The sequence below is a fragment of the Amycolatopsis sp. NPDC034160 genome (genome assembly GCF_055575355.1).
On the sequence record NZ_JBVISU010000036.1, the window covers coordinates 1 to 24,346 of the forward strand.

The following is a 24,346-nucleotide window of genomic DNA, read 5'->3' on the forward strand; positions in this document are numbered from 1 at the left end:
CACCAAGCCTGACCCCAGGGCATGCCACCTATGCGGTGCGCGTTCCCGCGAAGGCGACGCCCGCTGCCCGTGTCGCGAAAGCCACTTTCAGGACACGTGATGTCCCGAAAGTGGCTTTCGCGACACCTTCGCCCTACCCCTCAACAAGAACGTCCTCCACCGGGTGATGACGCGCTACGGCCTGCACGCACGCGGTGGCTTTCGCGTTGCGCACCGGCTCCAGCCGAAAAGGAGAATTCGGGAGTTTTCGCGGCCTCCCGGAGCCGCTGCGCGTCCAAAATGGACATGGCAGGAAGAAGTGTTTTCCTCGCCCCCTTCAATTTATAGCGGACAGGGGGGCTTGCGGCAAGGCCGGGGTCATCACCCAGAATTGCCGCCCTGAAGCAGAAACCTGCGAAAAGGGGAGTCGCCAAGTGCGTGTTTTGATGACGTCGTGGGGATCACGCGGGGACGTCGAGCCTTTGGTCGGGCTCGCGATGGCCTTGCGGGAACTGGGCGCGGAAGCGCGGATAAGCGCGCCGCCGGACGACGAGTTCGTGGCCTTGCTGGAGCGGGCCGACGTGCCGCTGGTACCGCTCGGGCCGACGGTGCACTCGGTGGTCGCCGGCCCGAAGCCGCCGACGGGGGAAGACGCGCTGAAGCTCGCCCCGGCGCTGGTCGCCGCGAGGTTCGAAACGCTGACCACGGCGGCCGAGGGGTGTGACGTGCTCCTGGCGACCGGCCTGCTGCCCGCCGGCGCGCGGGACGTGGCCGAAAAACTGGGCATCCCGTACGCGTACGCGGCGTTCCACGTCTTCGGGCATCCGTCGCGGCATTTCCCGCCGGGGGCACGTCCCGGCACGCCGTCCCCGGAGGGCGAGACCGACAACCGGACGCTGTGGCGGCAGGACGCGGAACGGGTGAACGCCCTGTACGGCGGGGCGCTCAACACTCACCGGGCGGCGATCGGGCTGCCACCGGTGGACGACGTCCGCGGCCACGTCTTCACCGACCGGCCGTGGCTGGCGGCGGACGCGACGTTGTGTCCGTCGGAAGGGATGACGGACACCGAACTCGTCCAAACAGGAGCGTGGCTCCGGCCCGACGACCGCCCCCTCCCGGACGAGCTGGAGAAGTTCCTGGAGGCCGGTTCGCCGCCGGTCTACGTGGGCTTCGGCAGCATGGCCGCGCACGCGCCCAAGGACATCGCGCGGGTGGCCGTCGAGGCGATCCGGGCGCAGGGCAGGCGGATCCTGCTCGGCCGCGGGTGGGCCGGATTGGCCTCGATCGACGACGCCGACGACTGTTTCGTCGTCGGCGAGGTCAACCAGCAGGCCCTGTTCCGCCGGGTGGCCGCCGTCGTGCACCACGGCGGTGCGGGTACCACGACGACGGCCTCCCTGGCCGGCGCGCCACAGGTGGTAGTCCCCCGGATCGCGGACCAGCCGTACTGGGCCGCCCGGGTGGCCGAACTGAGAATCGGGGCGGCACATCAGGATCCGACGCCGACCGTCGAATCCCTGTCCGCCGCGCTCACGACTGCCCTGACCGACGAAACGCGCGACCGGGCGAAGGCCGTGGCCGGCACGATGCGGACCGACGGGGCGACCGTGGCCGCGAACATGCTCTTCGACCTGGCCAAGAAGGCGTGACGGCTCGTGAGTGGTAATGACGGTTCTAACCGTCATTACCACTCACGAGACGGCCGGTTTGAGCGGGCGGCTCCTTCAAGGCTTACCTGGTCGTCGACGACCTGGAGCCCACGACGTTCACCGGCCGTCGCCGCTTTCGTCCGCGCGGCCACCACGGTGGTGACGACGGCCTGCGCGATCGGTCAGCGGACCTGAACGCGGCTCAGCACCCGGTCCACGACATCGGGCAGCGGCTGATCTTCCGGGCCTTCCAGCCACAGCACGTTCGCCGTCCGCAAGGCGGCGAGGAACGTCGCCGCCGTGAGCCGGGCCAGCTCCTGATCGAGACCGTGTCCCCTGGCGAGCAGCACGGCCGTCAGGTCGCGCTCCAGCGCGAAGTGATCGCTGGCCTGCTGTGCGAGCAACGACGGATGTCGTCGCAGCAGCCGTAACTGCGCGACCCATTCACGGTCGGGGACGGGACGCGCCCGATACAGCTCGCGGCACGCCGCGCGCAGTGCCTGCCGCGGTTTGTCACCGGGCGGCCTGCCTTCGACCAGCGACACGAGCAGGCCGGTCCGCTCGCGGTCGGCGTGCAGGATCGCCTCCTCCTTGTTCGCGAAGTAGTTCGAGAACGTCCGCCGGGACACCCCGACCGCGTCGGCGATGTCCTCCACGGTCACGCCGTCGAGACCGTGCTCCATCGCCAGGCGCAGCGCGGCCTCGTGCAGTGAGTGCCGCGTCGCCGCCTTCTTGCGGGTACGGAGCGTGTCGAGGGTGTCCACCAGGACAGCGTAGCGAGGGGAATAAAGTTCCCACTGTGCAAGTTTGCACAGTGAGCAACAATTGTCCGCACGCCCGAAGGGACGCCATGAAGACCGAAGGAACGACAGCGACGGCGACGTCCGGCGCGATGGGGCACCGCCAGGTGCTCGAGTCGCTGTCCGGCCTGCTGCTGGCGCTGCTCGTGGCGATGATCAGCTCGACGGTCGTCTCGACCGCGCTGCCGTTGATCATCGGCTCGCTGAACGGCACGCAGACCCAGTACACCTGGGTGGTCACGGCCACCCTGCTGACGGCGACGGCCACCACCCCGGTCTGGGGCAAGCTCGCCGACCTGTTCAACAAGAAGACACTGGTCCAGGTCGCGATCGTGCTCTTCGTGATCGGGTCGATGATCAGCGGGTTCAGCCAGAACACCGGGCAGCTGATCGCCGCCCGCGCCTTCCAGGGCATCGGCGTCGGTGGTCTACAGGCCTTGGTCCAGGTCGTGATCGCCGCGATCATCCCGCCGCGGGAACGTGGCCGCTACAACGGCTACCTCGGCGCCGTCATGGCCGTCGCCACCGTCGGCGGCCCGCTGCTCGGCGGGCTGATCGTGGACGTGCCGTGGCTGGGCTGGCGGTGGTGCTTCTTCGTCGGTGTGCCGATCGCGGTGGCGGCGTTCATCGTGCTGCAGCGGACCCTGAAGCTGGGGACGGTGCGCCGGGAGAACGTTCAGGTCGACTACCTCGGCGCCGGTCTCATCGCCGCGGGCGTGAGTGTCCTGCTGATCTGGGTCTCGTTCGTCGGCAACGCCTTCGACTGGCTTTCGTGGCAGACAGCCGTCATGGTGGCGGGCGGTGTCGTGCTCCTCGTCCTCGCCGTGCTGGTGGAGCGGAAGGTCCGCGAACCCGTCGTCCCGGTGCACATCGTCACCCAGCGCACCCCCGCGCTGGCGATCATCGCGAGTCTCGCGGTCGGCATGGCGATGTTCGGCGGCGCGGTGTTCCTCGGCCAGTACTTCCAGGTCGGCCGCGGCTACTCCCCCACCGAGGCGGGTCTGCTGACCATCCCGCTGATGGCGGGTGTGCTCGTGTCCTCGACCGTGTCCGGCCGCCTGATCAGCCGCACCGGCCGGATCAAGCCGTACATCGTGGCGGGCACGATCATCCTGGTCGCCGGTTTCCTCGGGCTGGGCATGGTCGACCACGCCTCGCCGCTGTGGCTGGTCGGCGTCGCGATGGCCGTCGTCGGCATCGGTGTCGGCATGACGATGCAGAACCTCGTCCTCGCCGTGCAGAACACGGTGCCGTTGCGGGACCTCGGCGCGGCGAGCGCGTCGGTCACCTTCTTCCGGTCGCTCGGCGGCACCATCGGGGTTTCGGTGCTGGGCGCGGTGCTCGCGAACCGGGTCACCGCCGATCTGTCCACCGCGTTGCACGTGCCGGAAGGGCAGGCGTCGACGGGAAGTGTCAGCGCGCTGAACCTCAAGGCGCTGCCACCGGAGGTCCAGACGATCGTGCACACCGTGTACGGCGACGCGACCGCGCACATCTTCCTGATCTCCGCGGCAGTGGGCGTCGTCGGCGTGATCGCGGCGCTGCTGCTGAAGCCGCTCACCCTGCGCACCACCCTCGACGTGGAGCCGAAGACGGAAGCCCCGGCGTCCGACGCGGTCGCCGGGTAGGCGCGCGATGAACGGCGACGCGACCAGGGCCTTCGAGTCCACTGTGGAGCGTTTCGGCCCGCCCCGGCACCACTCGGGGCGGGCCATCCTGGCCGGGGTCGACGGCTCCGACACGGCGATGCGGGCGGCCGCCTTCGCCTTCGGCATGGCGCGGCGCGAGGGCGGCAGGCTGATCGTCGCCTTCGTCGTCTCCCGTACGGCGCTGACGAATCTCAGCCCGGCGGTGGCGGCGACCGTGGAACACGACACGACACTGCAGCTGTACGCCGAACTCCGCGAGCAAATCCGCGCCACCGCCGAAGAACTGGAAGTGCCGGTCAATTTCCTGAAGACCTACGGCGATCCGTATACCGTGCTCCGCGACACCGCCGACCGAGGCCAGGTCGACACGGTGGTGGTCGGCGCCTCACAAAAGGCGGGTCACCGGTTCGCGGGCTCGGTGGCGACGAAGCTCATCAAGGCCGGGCACTGGCCGGTGCTGGTGGTGCCCTGACGACCGCTCCGCCGTCGCCCGATTAGTGTCTCTATGCACGGTTCCGCGTGGGGTCGTGAGTGTTAGAACGACCCAAATCACTCACGACCCCCTCGCGAAACCGTGCGAGCCACCCAAATCGGGCGCTTTTGTGTTGGAGTGTCCCTTCTGGACTGTCAAGAGTCGGACTGAGCCTCCCGCGTGAGCCCGCTCGCGCCGGCTTCACCACGACACGTTTGCCTCGTCCCGCTCTGACCGGGGTGCCGAACGGCGGTTAGGCGACCTTGCCCGGCCCCTGACCTTTAAGGTGGGGAAAGAAGCCTTCGCGGAAAGATCAACCGCGGCCGCAGAGGGCATGGTCGATCACCGACGCGAAGGGGCCTCCCTCCGGCGGCTCGGCGCCGGGATTGTAGGGAGTGCTGCTGTTCAGCGACACCATCACGCTGCGCCGGCCGTCCTCGGTCACGCCGTTACCCGTCAGGAAGCCGGGCAGCGCGCCATGGTGGCCCCAGTAGTTGCCACAGGAGCCCGCCGTCCGGACGAGACCCAGCCCGTACGCGCCGAGTCCCGGCGCGGGCACGGTCTTCTTCATCTCGGCCAGCAAAGCGGGTTCGAGTACCTTGCCGCTCATCAACGCCCGGAGGAACTTGTTGCCGTCCTCGGTGGTGCTGTTGAGCGAACCGTCGGCACCGCCGCCCATCGCCGGATTCATCAGCGTGACGTCCACCCGCCGCCCGAGCCGCGGCGGATTCGAGCCCTCCACCACGAACCGAGCGTAGCCCCGCATTGACGGCGCGGGCAGGAACGGTGAGGTGTAAGGAAACGAGGTCTCCCGCAGGCCCAGCGGACGGATGATCCGCTCGGTGATCTCCTTCTGCCAGCTTCGGCCGGTCACCTTCTCGGTCACCATCCCGGCGAGCACGAAGTTGGTGTTGGAGTACCCCCAGTTCGTCCCAGGCGCGAAATCGGGTACCTTGCCGATCGCCAGCTTCACCGCGTCGGCGGCGCTGAGCCGGTCGAATCGGTGCCGCAGAAAGCCTCTCTCGGTGAAGATGTCGAGTTCCGCCATGTAGTCGTGCAGGCCACTGGTGTGCTGCAGCAACTGCCGGACGGTGATGGCGCGGCCGTCGTTGCCGTTGCCGCTCACCACCCCGGGCAGCCACCGATCCACCTTGTCCTCCAGGGAAAGCCGTCCCTCGCCGACGAGCTGGAGCATCGTCGCGGACAGGAAGGTCTTGCTGAAACTGGCGATCCGGAAGTGTCCGTTCCACGGCATCGGGGTCATGGCCCCCAGATCGCCGTGGCCGCCGCGCACCTTGACGCCGCCGTCGGTGGTGGTCAGTTCCACCAGCGCCCCCGGCGAACCGCCGGCCACCAATGCGTCGGCGTCACGCTGCAACGTCGTCCTCAGCGGATTCGCGGTGTTCGGGGCCGCGGTCGCGAGACCCGGGGAAGCCACCGTGGCCACGCAAAGAGCGGCTGCGATCACTGAAGTTCTTTTCATACCGGCAAAACTACGAAGCATCGCCTCATCCGGCATCAGTCTCAAGGACTATGCCCCTACCTCTGAAGGAGGAGCGATGGGCAGGGGCCGCCTCAGGGTTGCAGCTCGCGACCACGTCCATTCGCGTTCGCAGAAGCTCCTTGGCGTCACCGAGTGCCTTCGCCCGACAAGCCGCGAGGGCACGATCTCCTCCTGTGACTTCCGCACCGAGCCCCGCGAACTCGCCGAATTCGCCGAGCGGGCGCGGACCTGGCCGGCGGACTCCCCGTTCGCCAGGGTACTGGTGGCGCAGCACCATCGCGACGGCCGCGAACTGGCCCTTCGCGCGCGCTCGGTGACGCGCGGCGGCACCGAGCGCCGCACACTGTCTACTTTGGACGATTTCGCCGAGACACTGCTGGACTTCCGTGTCCCCTTGGCGGACATCGGCACCGACGGGTTGGCGGAGCTCTGGGCCAAAACGGCCGGACAGCACGAGATCTGGCTGGCCATGCGATCGAGGACCGCGCGAACCTGAAAAGTATGGCGGTCCGTGAAGGCCTCCTTCCCTACGCTCAAGGTAGGGAAGGAGGCCTTCACGGCCTTCCTGGTTCAAGGCTAGCGGCTGCTCTTCTTGGTGACCTTCTTCTTCGCCTCCTTGGCCTTCCCCTTGACGGTGCCGACGGCGTCCTGGATCGGCGCGTAGGTGCCGTAAAGGGCCGGATCGGGCTTGGGCGCCGTGCCCGGACCGCCGAGCGGCTCTGGATCGTGCAGGTATTCGATCCCTTCCTCGCCGAAGCTCCAGCCACCCTTGTCCCCGTCCGGACCGTCGGACAGATGCCAGATGGTGTTGTTGTGGTCCTGGTTCTCTTCGTCGAACAACGCCGTCGGCGCGATGTCACTCTCCAGACCGTCGGCCTTCAATTCCTCGATCGCGGCCAGCCACTGCTTCTGGTGCACGGTGTCGCGGGCGAGGTTGAACTGCAGCATCGCCTTCACGCCGGGATCGTCGGTCATGTTGTACAACCGCGCCGTCTGCAGCCGGCCCTGTGCCTCGGCCGCCGCGTTGGCGCGGAAGTCGGCCAGCAGATTGCCGCTGGCCACCACGTACCGGCCGTTCCACGGATACCCCTGGCTGTCGCTCGGGGTCGCCCCGCCACCGGAAATGATCGCCTGCTGCGGGTCCATCCCGCCGAGGATCGCCGCCGTCGCGGGATCCTTCACCGCCTCGGCCATCGTCGTCGCCGGAGCACCCTCCAGCAACCGGGCGACCATCGTCGCGAGCATCTCGACGTGCCCGATCTCCTCGGTCGCCGTGTCCATGATCAAGTCCTTGTACTTGCCCTCGATCCGGCAGTTCCAGCCTTGGAACAGGTACTGCATCGTCACGGTCATCTCGCCGTACGCGCCGCCGATCAGCTCCTGAAGCTTGCGCGCGTACAACGCGTCGGGCTTCTCGGGCTTGGCTTCGAACTGGAGAAGCTTGGTATGGCGAAACATGAACACCTCCATGAGAGCCCGCCGGAGCGCCGCCTGGCGACGAAGGGGTTTCTCCGGAACGAGCGCAACGGATTGGGTCGGGTAAGGTTCCGGGACGGTTTTCTCCAGCCCGCAACCAACGAACAGTCCGCCGGGTACCCAGGGCTCACCCCTTCACACGAAGGCGTTCATCATTCATCCAACCGGTCCAGCACCGCCCGGGTGAACCCGGCGGTGTCGGCGATTCCGCCGAGGTCGGCGGTGCGGATGCTGTCGGCCAAGGCGCCGAACGCGGCGGCCAGCAGATCGGCCTTGTCCTGCCCCGCGATGTCGGGGCGGAACCGTGCACCGGCTCGGACATCGACGGGAACTCCCGCTCCGGATTGAGGTTCGCCGCAGGCGCGACGCCGATGCTCCCAGCCACCGCGGCGGCCAGATCGCTGAGGATGTCCTGATGCCGCTGGGCCGCTTCTTCCACCAGTTCGTCCCAGAACCGCATGGTGTGGACGATCCCGTTGCTCTTCGTCGCCGACGTCACGTGATGCCCGCGCTCCCCGGCCAGCGCGTAGGCGTACTCGACGACCCGAGTGACCCCCTTACGAGTGAACACCGCCCCTGCACCACCACCAGGTCGACGTCTCCGGTGCCGCGCAACGGGCCGGTCACCCCGTCGAGCACTTTCACCGGACGCAGGTTGACGTACTGCCGCGCCGGATGGGGATCAGCAGCCCCCACAGCGACACGTGGTCCGGCACACCGGGCCTGCCGACCGCGCCCAGCAGGACCGCGTCGTGCCGCCGGATCCGGTCGAGGCCGTCGGCGGGCATCATCGCGCCCTCGGCCAGGTAGCGCTCGCAGGACCAGTCGAAGGAGTCAGAGATGAACTCGATCCCGTGCCGCCTGCCGACGGCGGCGAGCGATCCTCGGCGCGCTCGCCAAAGCCTTCCGGTTCCCGCTGGGGCCGTCTCGCTGCTGAGCGAGCCGATGATCACCATGGCGATCGGCGCCGGGCTCGCGTTTCCGCTCGCCCGGCGCGTCCTTTCCCGTCAGCAGGCCGACGCCGCCGTCGGCAAGGCGCTGGCGATGACAGGGCCCATCCTCGTGCTGTCCGGGCTCTGTGGCTCGGTCGCCGAGGTGATCGGGAAATCGGTACTGCGAGACGTGCTGGCGAGCTCGTTCAGCACCGGTTTCCTGCCGCCTTGGTCCTCGTCTGGCTGGCTCTCCGCCATCCTGCACATCGCGGGCATCCTCGCACCGATCGCGAGCTCACTGGGCGTCCCGGTGGTGCTGGTCGCCCTCACGGCCTGCTCCGGCGCGCTGTTCCTTCCTCACGTCAGCAGCAACTTCTTTTGGATGTTCCCATCGCTGCTCGGACTGAGCGCCCGGGGCACGTTCAAGACCCACACCGTCGCCATGTCGCTGGCCTCGGTGACCTCCCTGCCGATCTCCCTGCTGCTCGACATCGCCCTCTGACGGGTCACTCGCGCCAACGGTTGTTGAGGAAGGCGTCGTCTTCGTCGTCCGCCGGCATCGGCCGGGGCCGGGAAGCCCGCCGGGGTGTGTCCCGTCCGGTGCGGGCGGGAGGCGGCTCCGCGGTGAACGGAGCGTCGTCGAACCTCGGCGTCTCACCGAACGCCGACCCGGCGCCAGGCTCCGCGTGCGACCGGTCGGTGCTCCAGCCGGACTTCGTCTTGCGCTGCCCCAGTTCCCGCCGGTGCTCGACGTAACGCTGGGCGGTCTGGACCTGTTTGGTCATGAACTCCTGCGAGCGGGCCTTGATCTCTTCGGCTCGTTGATCCCGCAGTGCCCGGCGCTCCGCCTGCTCACGGACGAGACCGTCGAGGGTCGCCTTCATCCCGGAGGTGTCATCGGCGCTCATCTGTTCTCCCCTGCTCCGGCTCACCGCTTGCGGGCGGCAGGCTGATCCTCGTCGTCCAGCAGCGAACCGGTGATCCGGCCGGTGGGCTCGTTGATCTGGTCGAACACCTCGCCCTCGATCCGGTACGCGCGGTTGGTGCGCTCCTGGTCACCGCCTCCGCCGCCCGAGCCACCGCCGCCCATGCCGCCCATCGGCGGCATCGCACCGCCGCCGAACGGCTGCCCGGCCGTCGCGCCCGCCGCGGCGGGCGCGGCGGCCGAAGCCACGTGATGCGGCTGCTGTGTCCCGCCGCCGGTGTGCACGCCTTCGGTCAACGGCTGGGCCGCCGCGGGGGTCCCGGTTTCGAACGGGGTCGCGACCGCGGAGCCACCGACGCCGCCACCCCCGCTTCCGGCACCACCGCCGCCACTGGCGATGCTGTCACCATCGAGATCTCCGGAGGGGGTGACGCCGTGCGGGGCGAGCCCCGGACGAGGCTCCGGCTGCGCTGTCCCGGTCATGGGGGTGAGCGGATGCGCGGCCTTGTCCGTGCGGGGATTGTCCTCGCCGAGGGTGTACGTGGTCGGTTTGCCGGTGCCGTCGTCGACGGTGACGACCGTCGGACCGGACGGACCCTCGGGACGTTCGGCGGTGATCTTCACGTCGCCGTCCTGGATGTGGATCTTGCCGTCCGGACCGGGGCGGTGCACACCGTCCTTGTCCGGTTTCCCGTCGTCGGACCCGGGAGCGGAGCCCAGCTTGGACTCGTCGCCGTCGCCGGTCCAGTCGAGCTTGAAGTCCTTGGCCGGCCCGGAACCGTCGCCGACCTTGATCTCCATCTCGCCGTCTTCGTCCGGCTCGGTCATCTCGAAGGTCTTGTCGCCCTGTTTGACCTTGAGGGTTTCGCGTTCGCCGTCTTCGGCCTTGTCGCCGTCCGCACCGGGTTTGTCGCCGGCCAGCTTGTCGCCGTCCGCGCCGGGCAGGTCGTCACCGAGCTTGTCCAGCGCCTCGGAAGCCTTCTTCTTCGCGTCGTCGGCGGCCTTTTCGGCGGGCTCCTTGGCGTCGTTGTCGCCCATACCGCCGGGGGCGTCACCGAGTTCGCCGAGTGCCTCGGACGCCTGCTTCTTCGCCTCTTCGGTGGCCTTCTCGGCTGCCGCCTTGGCTTCGGCGGCCGCGTCCGTACTTCCACCGACCCCGCCGAGGCCCCCGCCAGCGGGACCGTCGCCGAGCTTGCCCAGCGCCTCGGAAGCCTGCTTCTTCGCGTTTTCGGCAGCTGCCGCCGCCTGTTTCTTCGCCTCTTCGGCGGCCGCTTTCTGCTCGTCGCCGGATGACGACGGCGGCGGGGCCGAACTCGAGGGCGACGTCTCGTCCTTGGGCGCGTCCGGTCCGGAACCGGATCCGCCACCGCCCGGTGTTGCACCGCCGGGGCCGCCGCCCTGCGGAAGGTTCACTTCCGGGATCGGCGGAGGCTTGGGTTGGCCTCCCGAACCGGTGCCATCGCCCGGTCCACCACCGGAGCCGCCCGCGCCGCCACCGGTGAGGTCCGGGCCACCGCCGGTTCCGCCGCCGGGCTCCCCTCCCCGGCCGCCGCCCTGGCCGGACCCACCCGGACCGCCGCCGGTACCACCGGTGAACTCGGGACCGCCGGTGAAGTCGGGACCGCCGTCACCCGATCCGCCGCCGGGGCCACCAGTGCCGCCGGAACCACCCGCGCCGCCCTTGTCCCCGCCTTCGAATTCGTTCTTGACCTTGCCCATGACCTTGTCGAGCTCGTCGTAGGCCTGGTTGACGAAATCCTTGGTTTCCTTGCAGGAATTGGCGAATCCCTGGTAGATGATGTCCCACATCTCCGGGATGAACTGCCTCTGGATCCACTGCTTGGCGAGGTTCTGGCCCGCCTTCTTGAACTCGTCGTCGTCGCAGCAGCCGTCGTTGTTGAGCTGCTGGACCAGGTTGGAGCCGAAGTTGACGTCCATCCAGCCCGCGATCGCGCCGAGGTCCTCCTTGCCGCTCTTCTCCCCGGCGGCGATGGCGATGACCTTCTGCGCCATCGGGAAGTCCGCTTTGCCGACGATCTCCTTGTAGAGGTCGATGACCGTGTCGGCCTTGCCTTTGCACAGTTTGAACACCGTGGCGGTGGTGTGCAGTGTCGCTTCGCTCGCGTTGTTCAGCGTCTCGGAGAGTTTCTTGGCCTTGGGGAGGATCTTCTCGTTGTAGTTGTCCGACGAAGCGTCCGCGGCCGCCCCGGTCCAGGTCCCGTAAAGGGTGTTCAGCTGGGAACCGGTGTCGTCGATGGCTTTCTGGACGGTCTTCGACCCGGTCTTGAAGTGGGCGGCGTCGTCGACGAAGTTCTTGAAGCTGATACCGCGCTGCTCGTCGAAGGGCTTCTTGATGTCCTTCTCGAAATCAAGCGCGCGAGTCGTGCCCCGGCAGTCCTCCGGGAGCTTCGCCAGCAGCGAACCGAAGGTCTCGAAGACCTTGAGCGCGGGCGCGGCGGCGTCGAAGATCTCGTCCGACGTCTTGGTCCCGGCGCCCTCCGCGGTGGGTTCCTTGGCGCTGTCGAGCTTCTTGTTGCCTTCGTCGACGGCCTTCTTCTCCGCCTTGCGGTTGAAGCTGGCCTGATCGCCCGCGCCTTTCGCGTCCTTGAAGACCTTGTCGACGTCATCGTCGTAAGGCAGGAACGGATGGGCGTTGTAGGAGGCCATGTACTTCTCGGCTTCCTTGCGCTTCTGCTTGATGTCCTCCGGCTCCTGGTCCGCCGTCCAGGGCGGGGGCGCCGGATGCGTCCGCATCCACGAGCCGATGAGCTGGGTCTTCTTCTCGGCGGGAACGGCCGGGTCGTCGAGGACGGCTTTGACGTCGGTCCAGGAGGTTTCGATGGCCACTAGCGCATCCCCGTCTTGGTGATCTTGTCCCGCTGCTCGTCTTCGTTGGTGCCGTAGGTGGTGCCGGCGGTGCCGAGATTCGTGCCGAACGAACCGAGCGTGGTGCTGTACCCCTGGACCGACGCCCACAACGCCGCCACGCCGTCGGTGTACTTCTTCGCGTGATCGCCGTGCGCCTGGCCGAAACCGGCCGCGTTCACCGGTGTGCTCGACAGATCCGGGTTGTCTTCCAACAACTGTTCCGTCAGCTTTCCGATGTTCTTCGACGCCGATGAAAGCGCATCGGTCGCCGCGGTGAAGCCCCCGCTCATTCTTTTCAGCGCCTTTCGTCGGATCCGTCGGCCTTGTCGCCGAGTGCCTCGGCGAGCACTTCGGCCACCGACCCGATGTCGGTGAACCGGTCCAGCTGGTCGAGGTCGATTCTCACGTCGTGGTAGATCTCCAGCGCCGACAGGAGTTTTATCCGTCCCTTGGAGTCGACGCCCAGTTCTTCCAGCGGTGCGTCGAGCTCGATCTCGGCGGGATCAATCCGAAAAGTCTCGCTGACGACCTTCACGACCTCCGCGCGGTGATCAACCACGGCGCCGACTATAACGTGCCTTCGCCGCCGCACGCGCGACCTTGCCACTGGACGTGCGCGGGAGGTCACCGGAGGGAACCAGCCGGACAGAACGCAACGTCAGATCATATTCGCGGGACACTTCCCGCAGTACCGTCCTGGTGACTTCTTTGACCTCGACTTCGGCGTTTTTTGCCCATTCGGCCACCACCATTGCCCCTTCGCCCATTTCGTCCGACACTCCGAAAGCGGCGACGCGGTCTCGGCGGATCGCTGGATGTGCTTCGCCGACGACGGCCTCGATGTCCTGCGGGTGGAAATTGCGTCCGTCGATGACGATGAGATCCTTGAGCCTGCCGGTGATGTAGAGGTCGCCGCGGTGAAAGACGCCCAAGTCCCCGGTCCGCAGCCAGCCGCGGATCCCTTCGAGTCCGGCTTCGAACGCGGCGGCGTCGCCGCGTCCCCAGTAGCCTGCCGCGACGTTCGGACCGTGGATCCAGATCTCCCCTGCCGTCCCGTCCGGTTGCGCCACCCCGTCGCGGACGATCCGGACCCGCTGTCCGAGCGGACGGCCGACCGAAACGAGTTCCTTGCCGTCCGGCGCCTCGATCGCCCGGCCTTGCGCGAGGGCATCGCGGTCGAACACCGCGCTCCGGGGTCCCGTCTCGTCCGCGCTCGCGACGTACACGGTCGCCTCGGCCAGGCCGTAGGACGGGCGATGGGCTTCAGGCCGGAACCCACGCGGTCCGAAGACCTCGTGGAACCGGGCGACCGTGCGTGGCCGGACCGGCTCGCTGCCGTTGAGCGCGACACGCACGTCCGAAAGATCGAGGTCGTCACCGGCCTCCACGGCCGCGTCGGCGGCGAGGTCGAACGCGAAGTTCGGCGCCGCGGTGAACACGGCCGGATGGTCCGCCAGCTGACGCAGCCATCTCCCGGGCTTGTGCACGAATTCCGCGGGTGCCATGAAAACCGACCGCGCCCCGGCGAAGACCGGCAGGCACAGAAGCTGGATCAACCCCATGTCGTGAAAGAAGGGGATCCAGCCGGCGCAGGTCGTGTCCTCGTCGACGGCGTAGGCCCGGCTCGCCTGCCAGCAGGCCGCGGCGACCGCGCGGTGCGGGATCACCGCGCCGGCGGGCTCCCGCGTCGACCCGGACGTGTACTGCAGATAGGCGGGGCTTTCGGGCGTGATCGGGAGCGGATCGGCGCCGGGCCCGGAGAGTTCGTCGACCACCACGAGATGTTCGGGTGTCCCGGCCTCCCGCGTTTTCGCGGCGGCTGCCGAGGAAGTCAGCCAGACCCGCGCGTCGCAGTCGGCCAGGACCCCGGTGAGCCTGCCCCGTTGAGCGCGGCTGCCCGGCGCCATCAACGGCACGGCCACCAGCCCGGCGGCGAGTGCCCCGTAGAACGCGAGGGGGTAGTTCAGGTCCTGTCCGGTGAGCACGGCGACGCGGTCACCCGGCCGCGTGATCCGGCGCAGTGCCCCCGAGACCTCCCGGACCCGGGACACGAATTCGGTCCAGGTGAGCGTGGTGTCCACGCCGGCGCTGTGGTCCTGATGCGTGAACAGCGGACGCGGATCGGCGGCGCGCGCGAACAACCGCTCGATGATCGAGGTGCGCAGGACCTGCTCCGGAACATCCACCGACGGCAACCTACTCGTGAGCGATCCGGGTCGTTCCGGTGAGGGTAGGCGACCCCTCGTGCCGTGAAGGGCTCCTTGAAGGGCTCGTATTTGTTTACCCACTGGTGTGGAGCGTGTGCGGGTTGCCGGTGCGGTCCGGTGGGGAGGATTTCGGCCGTTGGACGTCCGGAATCCTCCCCACTCGGTTGCCGGTCCACCGGTCGTGATCGGCACGAGCTTGGTCAACGGAAGATCGGGGACGTTGAGTGTCCCGAATCTCCCCTTGATCAAGGTGTGAGACCGGGCAAACCACCACCCTCGCGCAGGTCAGGCGCAGGTACACCACTGCGGGTCCGCCTTGAGGGTCGCAAACGGCGGCGCGTGAAGGCCCCCTTCACGTAGTTATTGAGAAAAAGACAAGCGTGTCGTGGTTGCGGGCGGGCCTGGTCGCCGGGGTGAGGGGCAGGCCGGAAGGCGTAACACGCGTGCTCAGAGACGGAACTCGCGTGCCTGGACCCCGCACTCGGGTGTTACGCCTCCAAGCACGCGAGACCCGGCTCCAAGCACGCGAGTACGGCGCCACGTCACCCAAGCCACCATCCCGCCCCAACACACCACGTATGCCTTAACCCTCTATAGAACACCACTTGGCACTCACGACCCGAAGCCGCCGTTCAGGCGCCGAGACGGCTGTAGAGGCGGCTCGCCAGCGACGCGGCCAGCTGGTTCAGCGCTCCACGGGGTTCGACTTGCGCGAAGCGGCCCAGCAGCTCCGCCGCCGCGTAGGCCTCGGCCTCCGACAGCAACGCCGCGAACCGCTCCCGGCGCCCCCGCTCCAGCAGCCGGGTCAGGGCCTCGGCGTACTCGTCCAGGTCACGCACCTCGACCAGGCCGTAGCGCTCGTCGAGCGGATCCCGCATGACCTCGTCACTCATGCCCGTGAGCCCCTCTTCCCGTACTCCGTCCGACACGCCTCAGAAAATCTATGCTGACCGGAGTAGACATTCAACGACGGGTGTGTGTAGAGTTCTCTTCGTACCGAGAGAGACAACGTCAAGCAGGCGCGGGAGAGAACGTAACTACCCGCGAGGTGAGACAAGGCGGTCAGGCAGGACGGAGCCGATCAAGGAACAGGTTCCGACTGGTGACCGGGAGCAGTACCCCAGGACCGTGTTGTGAAGAGGTTTTACCAGGTAGTACCGGTCCTGGAGCAGTATCGAAGTGTGGCAGTACCGAAGTTCAGCAGTATGAAGTAGCAGCACCCGAAGTGCAGTACCCGAAGTTGAGCAGTATCAGCAGTTGGCAAGTGCAGTTCGCAGAACCGGTCAGGTGCCCGGAGTCGATCAGTGAACGGGGCTCCGGGCAGTGACCAGCGGCGTCAGCGTGCTGGGACCGATCAGTGAAAGGGTTCCAGCAGTGACGTTCGCAGTAGGTGAAGTCGCAGTATCAGTAGTTGCAGTACCGGTAAGTGAAGTCGCAGTACCCAGTAAGTGGAAAACACAGGAAAGAAGGGAACGGAGTCATCATTGGATCGCCCGCAGCGGCCAGGTAGTGCTGCGCGGGTGCCGCAGTTCCATCGAGTTCGGAGGTGGTTCTCGGTCACGAATGAGCGATCCCCGCAAGGTCCGGCTTTCCGCCGGACGCGGGTGCAGGAAGCCGGGCAACACGCCGGTTGACAATGGTGAAACCCAACCCTGAGGGCCCCGGGTGCCGTTCGGCACCCGGGGCCCTTCGTGATGTGGAGGTGGAATGATCCCTGACCAAGAAGGACCGGCCACGCCCAGCGGGGCCGACAGGTTCGACGACGAGCACTACCCCGCGTACACCATGGGCCGGGCCGCCGACATGCTCGGCACGACCCAAGGTTTTCTGCGCAGCCTCGACGAGGCCGGCCTGATCACCCCGCAACGGTCCGCCGGCGGGCACCGTCGCTACTCCCGGCACCAGCTGCGCCTGGCCGCCAGGGTGCGGGAAATGGTCGACCAGGGCACCGCCATCGACGCCGCCTGCCGCATCGTCACCCTCGAAGACCAGCTCCACGAAGCCCAGAACCTCAACCGATCCCGAGGCCTCGCCAACGAGGGCAACACGCGCGACTGACGAACCTCTCTCTCCGCCCCTTCGGCACGCGGCTTCAGCGCCGCGTGCCGTTCGCATGTCCGGAGCGGGAGTTCGCTCCTCCGTACGCCGCCGTAACACCTAGGCTGTCCAGTCGTATGCGAAGCGATATCATTGAGACGACGGTGCGGAGTAGGGGACACTTTCCGTCTTGACCCACGGAAGTCCTACCGTGAACCGAGGTCCTCATGCGCCGCAAATTCCGCGTTTCACTGCTGTCCGCTTGCCTCGCCTTGTCCCTCGTCCAGTTTCCCGTCGCCGCCGCACAACCCGCTTCGGACCCAGGTGGGACGCGCGCCGCGTTCTGCTACGAAGAACCTGTGCAGCCCAAAGCCGATGTAAGCGACATCAAGGCCGCTTTCCAGTCTTCGAAGTGGTTGCAGACGATCCAAGCCGTGTACAAACGACGGTGGCCCAGCGGCGAAGGCCTCGCGATCGCTCAAGCCAACGACAAGTATTTCAGCCAGTTCGTCGAAAAATCCAGTTTCAACGCCCTCGCCGAATCCCTGATGGTGGCCATTCACGAGGAAACCCACATGTGGGACCTGGATCCGTCGAGAACGTCGTGGGACGTCTACATGTCCGCGTGGATCAACGCGTCCCGGAAGGCGATGAAGGTGCCGCTGCACGGCGGATTCCACCGCCGCGAAATCCTGCCGCTGATCACGGACAAGCTCACCGCCTCCATGGACGAGATCTACCTGCGGGACGCGCAGCAGGGAACGTATCGCCTCCAGGGAGTCCTCGCGGAACTCAACGCCGGACTCATGGGACTGCCCGCGGCGACGGTCGTCGCGGAGTACATCCAGGGCGTGGGAGCGAGCAATTCCCGGGACATCGTCGCCACCAACATGCGCTATCTCCTGCTCTACCTGCGCACGGCCAAGGCGAAGCACGCCGGCTACTGGACCAAGATCAAAGCCGAACCCGCGTTGCGCGAACTGGTGCTCGTCGAGTTTCTCCGGTCGGCGTACTGGCTCGACCAATCCGCGTCCTATGCCGCCAAACTCGGCAGTGCGGACGTGGACAAGATCGTCGCCAAGAACTACGCGCCGGAGAACATCGCGATAATCGAGGAGTTCACCGGAGCCAAGGTCAACGTGAGTTCACCGAGGAACTGCACGGCCTGAGTTCACTCAGCTGTCCTGTTGGCGGTCGCGGGCCGTCCTGGCCGCCGCCTTCTCGCCCCGGCGGCGCAGTTCGGCCCGCTCGAACCAGTCGTTGATCATCTCGTACCCCGCCATGGAGAGCGCGATCAGGCCGACGATACCGGTGATCACCGAGGCCGGGATCAGGTCGAGCACCGAGCACAGCACGGCGACGGCCATGAGCAAGAGGCCGATACCGAGAGTCCACTTCGCGAAGCCGCTCATTCCGCTACCACCCTCCGGGCCGCACGCGCCGCCCTGTCGAAGTACATGATGGCCCCCTTCCTTGCGCCTAGGTACAGGAAGGGGGCCTTCACGTACGTAGGGACAACTCCGTAGTTCTGGCGATGTCCCGGCGGCGCGATCACGAGACGGTGTGTGCCTGTCACCGAGACCGCGAGGGTCTCGGCCAGGTGCGAGGAGAACATCTCATGAAGCGTGCGCGCCGCAGTGTGGCGGCCATCGCGGTGGCCGCCATGGCCACCGTCGGGGTCCTTGTCCAGTCCTGGGTTCCCGCCGCGGCGGATTCGCCGGTGGCCGCCGAACGCGATCCGGTGATCTTGATCCACGGGTTGTTCGGCAGCCCGGGCAACTGGACCGAGTTGACTGCCTCGTTGAAGCAGGCCGGGTACCGCGACGATCAGGTCTTCACGTTCGGCTACAACACCACGACGCAGTCCAACGTCGTCACCGCGGAACAACTCGGCGCGAAGGTCGATGAGGTGCTGAGCCGCACCGGTGCGTCGAAAGTGGACTTGGTCGGCCATTCGATGGGCAGCCTCAACAGCCGCTACTGCGTCAAGTACGGCGCGTGCGCCGGCAAGGTGGACGACTGGGTCTCGCTGGCCGGACCGAACAACGGCACCGCCAACGCGGGTCTCTGCGGGTGGCAGGTCACCTGCCGCGAAATGCGGCCGGGCTCCGCATTCCTCACGAAACTCAACGCGGGCGAGGCATTGCCCGGTGCCGTGGCGGGCACCGTCATCTGGTCGCCGAACGACGGCGTGGTCACCCCGGCCACCAGTTCGAAACTGGACGGCGTGCGCAACATCGAGGTGCCCGGAGTCAGTCACCTCGCGATGCTGCGCGACGACGGGGTCGCCGAGTTGGTGATGCAGGCGCTGGCGTGACCGGACGCCGCAGCCCACGGGATCAGTTCTCGTGGGCCGCGCGGCGTTCGATGACCCAGACCGTGAGCTGAGTGCGGTTCGCGAAACCCAGCTTCGTCAGGATGTGCTGGACGTGCGTGTCGGCGGTGCGCTGGGCGATGACCAGACGGCGTGCGATTTCCCGGTTCGTCATTCCCTCGGCGACCAGATCCGCGACCTCGGCTTCCCGGCGGGTGAGCGGGGACGACGAACGCGTGAGCCGCGAGGTCTCCTCGATGCGGTCGTCACCGGTATCGCCGTCGGCTTCGGCCGGGGTCATCGACCTTCCGTCGGCGAACGCGCGCTCGAACCGCTCGACGCCGAGGGCGTCGCGAGTGGCGTCGCGGAAGCATCGGTGCGGAATCGCCACGGCGACATCGGGAGTCGCTCCGCAGCGCTCCCACATGGTCGCCGCCGCGCCGAAAAGCCGGGCGGCTCTCGTGTGCCCGCCCTGCCGCGACGCGACCCAGGCCAGCCCATCGACCCGGTACGCGGCCGAGAGCTTGTCGCCGGCACGCAGGTCGATCCGCAGTGCCTCACGCATCGCCGCCTCGGCGACATCGACGTCACCGAACCACACCTCCACGACACCGATTCCGAAGAGGGCCATCGAACGGTAGTGGGTGTCCCCCGCGTCTTCGCACAGCGAAAGCATCCAGCGCAGCAGTGCCCGCGCGAGGTCGAGGTCGCCGCGGTAAGCCACCGAGATGCCGAGGATGAACAGCGGATGCATCTGCCTGCGGACTTCACCCCGTTCGGCGAAGGCTCTCACCGCCTTCGCGGCCAGTTCCACCGTCGGCTCGGTGCACAACATCGCGGCGAAGCTCCGCACATAGCTGATGTGCGCGTCGGCCTCGGCGGTGCCGAGGGCCGCCGCTTCGTCCAGCCGGGCGCGGGCCAGGGGCAGGTCGGAATGAAACACCGCGCACAACGCCGAGGTGCTCAACGCGAGCGCCCGCCCAGGATCGTCCTCGTCCACGGCCGCCAGCGCGCGTTCGATCCACTCACGGGCTTCGCGCGCTGCGCCGCTCATTACGAAGAACTCGGAAACACGGGTCGCCATGCGCAGCGCCACAGCGGCCTCGCCGGGTTCGGTGAGGGACCACGTCAGTGCGACGCGGAGGTTCGCGTGCTCGGCGCGCAGCCGGTTTCTCCATTCCGGCTGGCGTGGCCCGAACCATTCGGTGTCGGCTTCGCGGGTCAGCCGGTCATAGTGGTCGCGGTGCTTACGAGCGGCCTCGCGATCCGCGTTCCGGGCCACCAGCTGCTCGTGACCGTAGCCGCGCAGCGTCTCCAGCATCCGGTAACGCACGGTCGTACCGGCGTCTTCTCGCTGCAGCACCGACATGTCGATAAGACCGTCGACGGCGGCGAGGACGTCCTCACCGCGTACGCCGCCCGCGCAAACGTGCTCTGCCGCGGCCAAGTCGAAGGATCCGGCGAACACCGAGCACCGCGCCCAGACCACCCGCTCGGCCTCGGCGCACAACGCGAAGCTCCAGTCCGCCGTCGCCCGCAGGGTGCGCTGCCGTTCGGGCACGGTGCGTGAGCCGGTGCTCAGCACCGCGAGGCGGTCTTCGAGCCGCCGCGCGATCTGGTGCGGCGACAACGCCCGGATCCGGGCCGCGGCGAGTTCGATGCCCAGTGGCAGCCCGTCCACCTGACGGCACACCTCGGCCACGTCCGGCCCGTTGTCGTCGGTGAGCCGGAACGATGGCAATACCGAGCAGGCCCGATCGACGAACAGCTGGACGGCCTCGCTGGCCGCCAGCTCCCGCGCGGAAGTGGTGTGTCCGGAGGGGACGGTCAGCGGCGGCACGGCGTGAACGTGTTCACCGGCAACGCCGAGGGACCGCCGGCTGGTGCACAACACCACCAGCCGCGGGCAGTGGCGCAAGAGGGTGGTGACCAGCTCGGCGCAGCCCGCGACGAGGTGCTCGCAGTTGTCGAGCACGAGCAGAAGCTGTTTCCCGCGCAGGTAGTCGGCGACCGTGTGCAGGGTGGGCTGGAGCGACCGGTCGTGCAGCCCGAGCCGGTGCGCGATCAGCCCGGCGAGCAGGCGCTCGTCGCGCGCTTCGGCGAGCGGCACGCCGATCACGCCGTCGGCGAACGCCCGGCAGATCCTGGCCGCGACCTGTTCGGCGAGGCGGGTCTTCCCCACCCCGCCCGGGCCGGTCAACGTGACCAAGCGCGCGGACCCGAGCAGCCTGCGTACCTCGGCGTCCTCCGCCTGCCTGCCGACGTAGGTGGCCAGTTCCGTCCAGGCAGGGGGCGCGTCCGCGGTGTGGGAATCAGTCCACATGGCCGGTCACCTCGATCGGTCCGGCCCCGCGGGGTCCCCGGGCCGCAGCATTCGGATGGCCAGCTCGGCATAGGCGTCGGCGAGGTCGGCGGGCCCGTAGCCGGGGGTGGGCACGAACCAGTACGGCGCCCGGACACCCATGCTCGCGATCGCCGCCGTGGTCGCGACGAGCTCCGAGCCGTCGAACAATCCTTGTTCGACACCACGGATGCCCGCCTGGATGGCGATCTGTTCGGTCCGTTGCCGCAAGGCGAGGACCTCCCCGGCGCGCGCCGGGGAGAGGTGGTGCAGTTCGTCGTTGGTGACGATGGCCAGCAGCGGGTACGTGACGTGGTTGAGCACATGGGTGCGCACCAGTTCCCGGAGCTGGCTCACCGGGTCCGGGGCACATTCGGCGATCGTCCGCTCGAACGACGTCAGCAAAGCACTGTGTCCGATGTGGACTATCCGCGTGAGGATGTCCTCCTTGGCGGAGAAATGCTCGTACAGACTGGGTGCCTTGATCCCGATCGCGGTGGCGATCTTCCGCACGCTGGTGGCCGGATAGCCGTGGTAGGCGAACAGACGCAGCGACTCCAGGAGGATCCGCAGCTCGGTACCCGTGCTCGTCCCCGGTGGCAACCGCGGCTCCACCGCACGGACCCTGGTCAGCGCGGTGAGGTCGCGGGTCTGCGGGTTCTCGTTCAGTGTGCTGGCCCTTTCCTCAGGCCTGGCCGCTCTCGGCCTTGCCGTTGCGCCGCACGTCGCTCCACTCCGGATCCCCGCACAGCCCGCAGGAAGGACCGGTGAACTCGGCCTTGGCACGCTCGTCTCCCTTGAGACGATAGGCGAACCAGGCCGTGAGGACGCCACGGAACCCGCCACCGTCGAGCGCCGGTTCGAAGTGGCCGGCGCCCTTCAATTCGGCGTAAACCGCGGGAATCTGGTCGGCGGCCTCATAGAACGGAAGCACGATCATGCCGGGTTTGACGATGGTGTCCTTCTGCCCGGCGAGGAAGAGCGTGGGTCCGTGCAGCCTGCCCGCGTCGGCCAGCGGTCCGGGTTGCAGCGCGATCGTCGTGGTGACGAGCGGATCGGCCCCGGCGTTGATCGCGCCGGCACCGCCCTGCGAATGCCCCGCCGACCCGACCGCCGTCGTGTCGACCTTGCGGTAGTAGCGACTCCCCGGTCGCTGGTCCTCTCCGATGAGCCATCGCGCACCGGCCAGCATCGCCTTGCCGTCATTGGCGAACGGGGTGTTGGCCGCCGCGACGATGAACCCGTACGAGGCCCAGTGCCGCAGCAGACCGTCGTAGGCGGCCGGGGTCGCCCCGGTGCCGTTCCCCCAGACGATCACCGGATGCGGAGCGCCCTGGTCGAGCACCGCCGGCCGGTAGAACGTGTGACTCAGTCCAGTGTCGACCGCGACGGCGAACGGCCCGGGATCCGCCCAACGCGGGTCGACCGAGGAAGCCGCCGGATCGGCGGTCTCGGCGGCGTGCGTGGCCGGCGCGACCAGAACCGCAGCGACCGCGACCACGGCAGCGAGAAATACGCGACCAGGGAACAACGTCATTGTTTCCTCCCTAACGATTGTTAGGGAGAATCGCAGCACCTCCGGTCGCTGTCAACCCGCCACTTGTGAGATGCGCGGACGGACCGCCAATTTGTAATGGACGTGCCAAGTCAGCGAGGGTGACCATGCCCCGATGCTGTCGAAGTCCGTGAAGGCCTCCTTAGCTGCTCTCTCAGGTAGGAAAGGAGGCCTGCACGACATGGTTGCGACCACGGGCGCGGAAATGCCGCAACTCCGCGCGCTAATCGGCTACCCCGTCGCACCGGACCGCTGTCCCCGGCCGTGTCGGGCGAATCGAGGAGCCGAAGGACTCGGGATGGCCCAGCCGGGCACGTTCGACGAGCACGCCGCTTCCGCGACACTGATCCCTTGGACCGTTTGAGCACCACCGGAGCACGTGACCTGACTGGAGACCATGCACGGCCGCGCGGCGGTCATCAGCGCGCAACCCGGTGAATCGGTCCCCTACTACCTCGCCGCGGGCGAAGGCGCGCGGTTCGAAACCGGCGGTCTCTTGTGGACGGTCATCGCCCGTATCGAGGACACTGGCGGCCTTTTCGACGCAGCGGTCGTACTCGGCCCGCGAGGGGCGGCAATCCCGTTCCGCACCTTCGCCGACCATCGGCGTTCTTTCCATTCATCAGCGGCACACCGAGAATTTCCTGTGCCTTTCCAGCCGGATCTGGTCGTGGGTCAACGGAGAGAAACCCTGCTCACCCCAGGAAACTTCCGGCACGCCCCACCCGGAACTGTGCACAGCTTCACCGTCATCGCGCACAGCACCCAGCTACTCGGCCTGCTCACCTCCGACATCTTCGAGCCCTTCTTCGACGTGACCGGTGTGCCGACCGAGGACCGGCGGGTATCTGAGCCGCTCACCCCGTCTGGTCTTCGACCTCTGAAGAGGGGGCCGGCCGGAGGACGAGGCAGACGAATCCGAAGTTGTCCCGATAGACGCGCAGCCATTCCTCCCGATGGGTGGCGGCCGCGGCGAGTGCGTGGGAGCTGTCCGGATCGTCGGGGTGATCAAGGGCCCACGACGCCAACGTCCCCGTCCAGTCCCATTCGTAGGCGTCGAGCTCGTGGCGAGTGCTGACATGCCCGTAGACGGGAACCCATCCGTCGGCGACGACACGGTCGACCGTGGTGGCCAGATCGGTGAAGTCGCCAAGCATCTCCACCGCTTCCGGCGAGGGATCACGCTCCCAGAAACCGTCACCGACCAGGACTCGCCCAGCGGGAGCGAGATGTTCGCGGGCGGCGGCGAGGCTGGGGAGAAGGCCACCGAAAGCATGGGCGGCTCCGACACTGAGGACCAGATCGAATCGTTCCGTGGAGGTGAAGTCCGCGGCGTTGACGTGGCGGAGGTCGAGCCGGTCCGCGACGCCGAGGGTCTCCGCCGTATCGCGCGCACGTGTCAGCGCGCTCTCGGAGAGGTCGACGCCCACGGCCCGCGCTCCCGGATCGGCGACCAAAGCCCGCAGCAGCCACTCACCTCCGCCGCAGCCGAGATCGAGAACACGTCCGCCGCCGTCTCCCATCCCGCGCTCCAGCAGTTGTCGTACCGATTCGTCGTCCAGTGGGGAGGCCACCGGATGGCGCGCATGGGCAAGCAGGGAGATCCGTTCACGGTGCATCCGGAGACCATGGCAC

The 24,346-nt window shown here is 67.8% G+C and carries 22 protein-coding genes and 1 pseudogene; 8 read left to right on the forward strand and 15 right to left on the reverse strand.

The window, feature by feature from the left end; all coding sequences use genetic code 11:
• The first annotated feature begins 413 nt into the window (after positions 1-413).
• Positions 414-1,631 carry a glycosyltransferase gene (locus ACZ54P_RS39095; RefSeq protein WP_465466661.1) on the forward strand — a complete coding sequence of 406 codons (1,218 nt, stop codon included), beginning with the start codon at positions 414-416 and terminating at the stop codon, positions 1,629-1,631.
• A 182-nt stretch (positions 1,632-1,813) separates the two neighbouring features.
• Here the strand turns inward: ACZ54P_RS39095 and ACZ54P_RS39100 are convergent, their stop codons facing one another.
• Positions 1,814-2,395: a TetR/AcrR family transcriptional regulator gene (locus ACZ54P_RS39100; protein WP_465466662.1), complete on the reverse strand. Its 582-nt coding sequence runs from the start codon at positions 2,393-2,395 to the stop codon at positions 1,814-1,816.
• An 86-nt stretch (positions 2,396-2,481) separates the two neighbouring features.
• Between ACZ54P_RS39100 and ACZ54P_RS39105 the strand changes: the two genes are divergently transcribed.
• Both ACZ54P_RS39105 and ACZ54P_RS39110 read left to right on the forward strand, forming a co-directional pair.
• On the forward strand, positions 2,482-4,059 hold the full coding sequence (locus ACZ54P_RS39105) for an MDR family MFS transporter (protein WP_465466663.1): 1,578 nt from the start codon (positions 2,482-2,484) through the stop codon (positions 4,057-4,059).
• Between the two features lie 7 nt (positions 4,060-4,066).
• On the forward strand, positions 4,067-4,552 hold the full coding sequence (locus ACZ54P_RS39110; RefSeq protein WP_465466664.1) for a universal stress protein: 486 nt from the start codon (positions 4,067-4,069) through the stop codon (positions 4,550-4,552).
• 313 nt (positions 4,553-4,865) lie between these two features.
• Here the strand turns inward: ACZ54P_RS39110 and ACZ54P_RS39115 are convergent, their stop codons facing one another.
• Positions 4,866-5,990, reverse strand: coding sequence for a serine hydrolase domain-containing protein (locus ACZ54P_RS39115; protein WP_465466665.1), 1,125 nt, complete (start codon positions 5,988-5,990; stop codon positions 4,866-4,868).
• A gap of 121 nt (positions 5,991-6,111) precedes the next feature.
• Here ACZ54P_RS39115 and ACZ54P_RS39120 point away from each other — a divergent pair, with 121 nt between their 5' ends.
• Complete coding sequence (locus tag ACZ54P_RS39120) at positions 6,112-6,552, forward strand: hypothetical protein (RefSeq protein ID WP_465466666.1); 441 nt, start codon at positions 6,112-6,114, stop codon at positions 6,550-6,552.
• 80 nt (positions 6,553-6,632) lie between these two features.
• Here the strand turns inward: ACZ54P_RS39120 and ACZ54P_RS39125 are convergent, their stop codons facing one another.
• Together ACZ54P_RS39125 and ACZ54P_RS39130 are read right to left on the reverse strand one after the other, a co-directional pair.
• On the reverse strand, positions 6,633-7,514 hold the full coding sequence (locus ACZ54P_RS39125) for a manganese catalase (RefSeq protein ID WP_465466667.1): 882 nt from the start codon (positions 7,512-7,514) through the stop codon (positions 6,633-6,635).
• Between the two features lie 170 nt (positions 7,515-7,684).
• Positions 7,685-8,488, reverse strand: a pseudogene (locus ACZ54P_RS39130) (isocitrate/isopropylmalate family dehydrogenase).
• On the opposite strand from ACZ54P_RS39130, the gene ACZ54P_RS39135 reads away from it, so the two are divergent.
• Positions 8,478-8,966, forward strand: a complete 489-nt coding sequence (locus tag ACZ54P_RS39135; protein WP_465466668.1) for a GntT/GntP/DsdX family permease — start codon at positions 8,478-8,480, stop codon at positions 8,964-8,966. The pseudogene ACZ54P_RS39130 and the gene ACZ54P_RS39135 overlap by 11 nt on opposite strands.
• A 4-nt stretch (positions 8,967-8,970) precedes the next feature.
• Here the strand turns inward: ACZ54P_RS39135 and ACZ54P_RS39140 are convergent, their stop codons facing one another.
• The 6 genes from ACZ54P_RS39140 to ACZ54P_RS39165 all read right to left on the reverse strand — a co-directional run bounded on the left by ACZ54P_RS39140 (position 8,971) and on the right by ACZ54P_RS39165 (position 15,357).
• Positions 8,971-9,372 carry a hypothetical protein gene (locus tag ACZ54P_RS39140; protein WP_465466669.1) on the reverse strand — a complete coding sequence of 134 codons (402 nt, stop codon included), beginning with the start codon at positions 9,370-9,372 and terminating at the stop codon, positions 8,971-8,973.
• A 20-nt stretch (positions 9,373-9,392) separates the two neighbouring features.
• Positions 9,393-12,236 carry a WXG100 family type VII secretion target gene (locus ACZ54P_RS39145; RefSeq protein ID WP_465466670.1) on the reverse strand — a complete coding sequence of 948 codons (2,844 nt, stop codon included), beginning with the start codon at positions 12,234-12,236 and terminating at the stop codon, positions 9,393-9,395.
• Positions 12,236-12,547, reverse strand: coding sequence for a hypothetical protein (locus tag ACZ54P_RS39150; RefSeq protein WP_465466671.1), 312 nt, complete (start codon positions 12,545-12,547; stop codon positions 12,236-12,238). The genes ACZ54P_RS39145 and ACZ54P_RS39150 overlap by 1 nt, the downstream gene beginning before the upstream one ends.
• A 5-nt stretch (positions 12,548-12,552) precedes the next feature.
• A complete protein-coding gene (locus tag ACZ54P_RS39155) occupies positions 12,553-12,816 on the reverse strand; it encodes an acyl carrier protein (protein WP_465466672.1) in 264 nt (87 codons plus the stop codon).
• Positions 12,809-14,443: a fatty acyl-AMP ligase gene (locus ACZ54P_RS39160; RefSeq protein WP_465466673.1), complete on the reverse strand. Its 1,635-nt coding sequence runs from the start codon at positions 14,441-14,443 to the stop codon at positions 12,809-12,811. The genes ACZ54P_RS39155 and ACZ54P_RS39160 overlap by 8 nt, the downstream gene beginning before the upstream one ends.
• 653 nt (positions 14,444-15,096) lie before the next feature.
• Complete coding sequence (locus tag ACZ54P_RS39165) at positions 15,097-15,357, reverse strand: hypothetical protein (RefSeq protein ID WP_465466674.1); 261 nt, start codon at positions 15,355-15,357, stop codon at positions 15,097-15,099.
• 814 nt (positions 15,358-16,171) lie between these two features.
• Between ACZ54P_RS39165 and ACZ54P_RS39170 the strand changes: the two genes are divergently transcribed.
• Positions 16,172-16,522 carry a helix-turn-helix domain-containing protein gene (locus tag ACZ54P_RS39170; protein ID WP_465466675.1) on the forward strand — a complete coding sequence of 117 codons (351 nt, stop codon included), beginning with the start codon at positions 16,172-16,174 and terminating at the stop codon, positions 16,520-16,522.
• Positions 16,523-16,728: 206 nt separating this feature from the next.
• Positions 16,729-17,670, forward strand: a complete 942-nt coding sequence (locus ACZ54P_RS39175; RefSeq protein ID WP_465466676.1) for a hypothetical protein — start codon at positions 16,729-16,731, stop codon at positions 17,668-17,670.
• A gap of 6 nt (positions 17,671-17,676) precedes the next feature.
• On the opposite strand, the gene ACZ54P_RS39180 is transcribed toward ACZ54P_RS39175, so the two are convergent.
• Positions 17,677-17,913 (reverse strand): hypothetical protein, encoded by a 237-nt coding sequence (locus tag ACZ54P_RS39180; protein ID WP_465466677.1) that lies wholly within the window; start codon positions 17,911-17,913, stop codon positions 17,677-17,679.
• A 206-nt stretch (positions 17,914-18,119) separates the two neighbouring features.
• Here ACZ54P_RS39180 and ACZ54P_RS39185 point away from each other — a divergent pair, with 206 nt between their 5' ends.
• Positions 18,120-18,818: an esterase/lipase family protein gene (locus tag ACZ54P_RS39185; protein ID WP_465466678.1), complete on the forward strand. Its 699-nt coding sequence runs from the start codon at positions 18,120-18,122 to the stop codon at positions 18,816-18,818.
• Between the two features lie 22 nt (positions 18,819-18,840).
• On the opposite strand, the gene ACZ54P_RS39190 is transcribed toward ACZ54P_RS39185, so the two are convergent.
• The 4 genes from ACZ54P_RS39190 to ACZ54P_RS39205 form a co-directional block, all read right to left on the reverse strand.
• Entirely contained in the window at positions 18,841-21,138 is a 2,298-nt protein-coding gene (locus ACZ54P_RS39190) for an ATP-binding protein (RefSeq protein WP_465466679.1), read from the reverse strand.
• 6 nt (positions 21,139-21,144) lie between these two features.
• The gene (locus ACZ54P_RS39195; RefSeq protein ID WP_465466680.1) at positions 21,145-21,771 is read right to left on the reverse strand and encodes a TetR/AcrR family transcriptional regulator; all 627 of its coding nucleotides are present in this window, start codon (positions 21,769-21,771) and stop codon (positions 21,145-21,147) included.
• 70 nt (positions 21,772-21,841) lie between these two features.
• A complete protein-coding gene (locus tag ACZ54P_RS39200; RefSeq protein ID WP_465466681.1) occupies positions 21,842-22,693 on the reverse strand; it encodes a poly(ethylene terephthalate) hydrolase family protein in 852 nt (283 codons plus the stop codon).
• Between the two features lie 875 nt (positions 22,694-23,568).
• Entirely contained in the window at positions 23,569-24,330 is a 762-nt protein-coding gene (locus tag ACZ54P_RS39205) for an SAM-dependent methyltransferase (protein WP_465466682.1), read from the reverse strand.
• Positions 24,331-24,346: the final 16 nt, after the last annotated feature.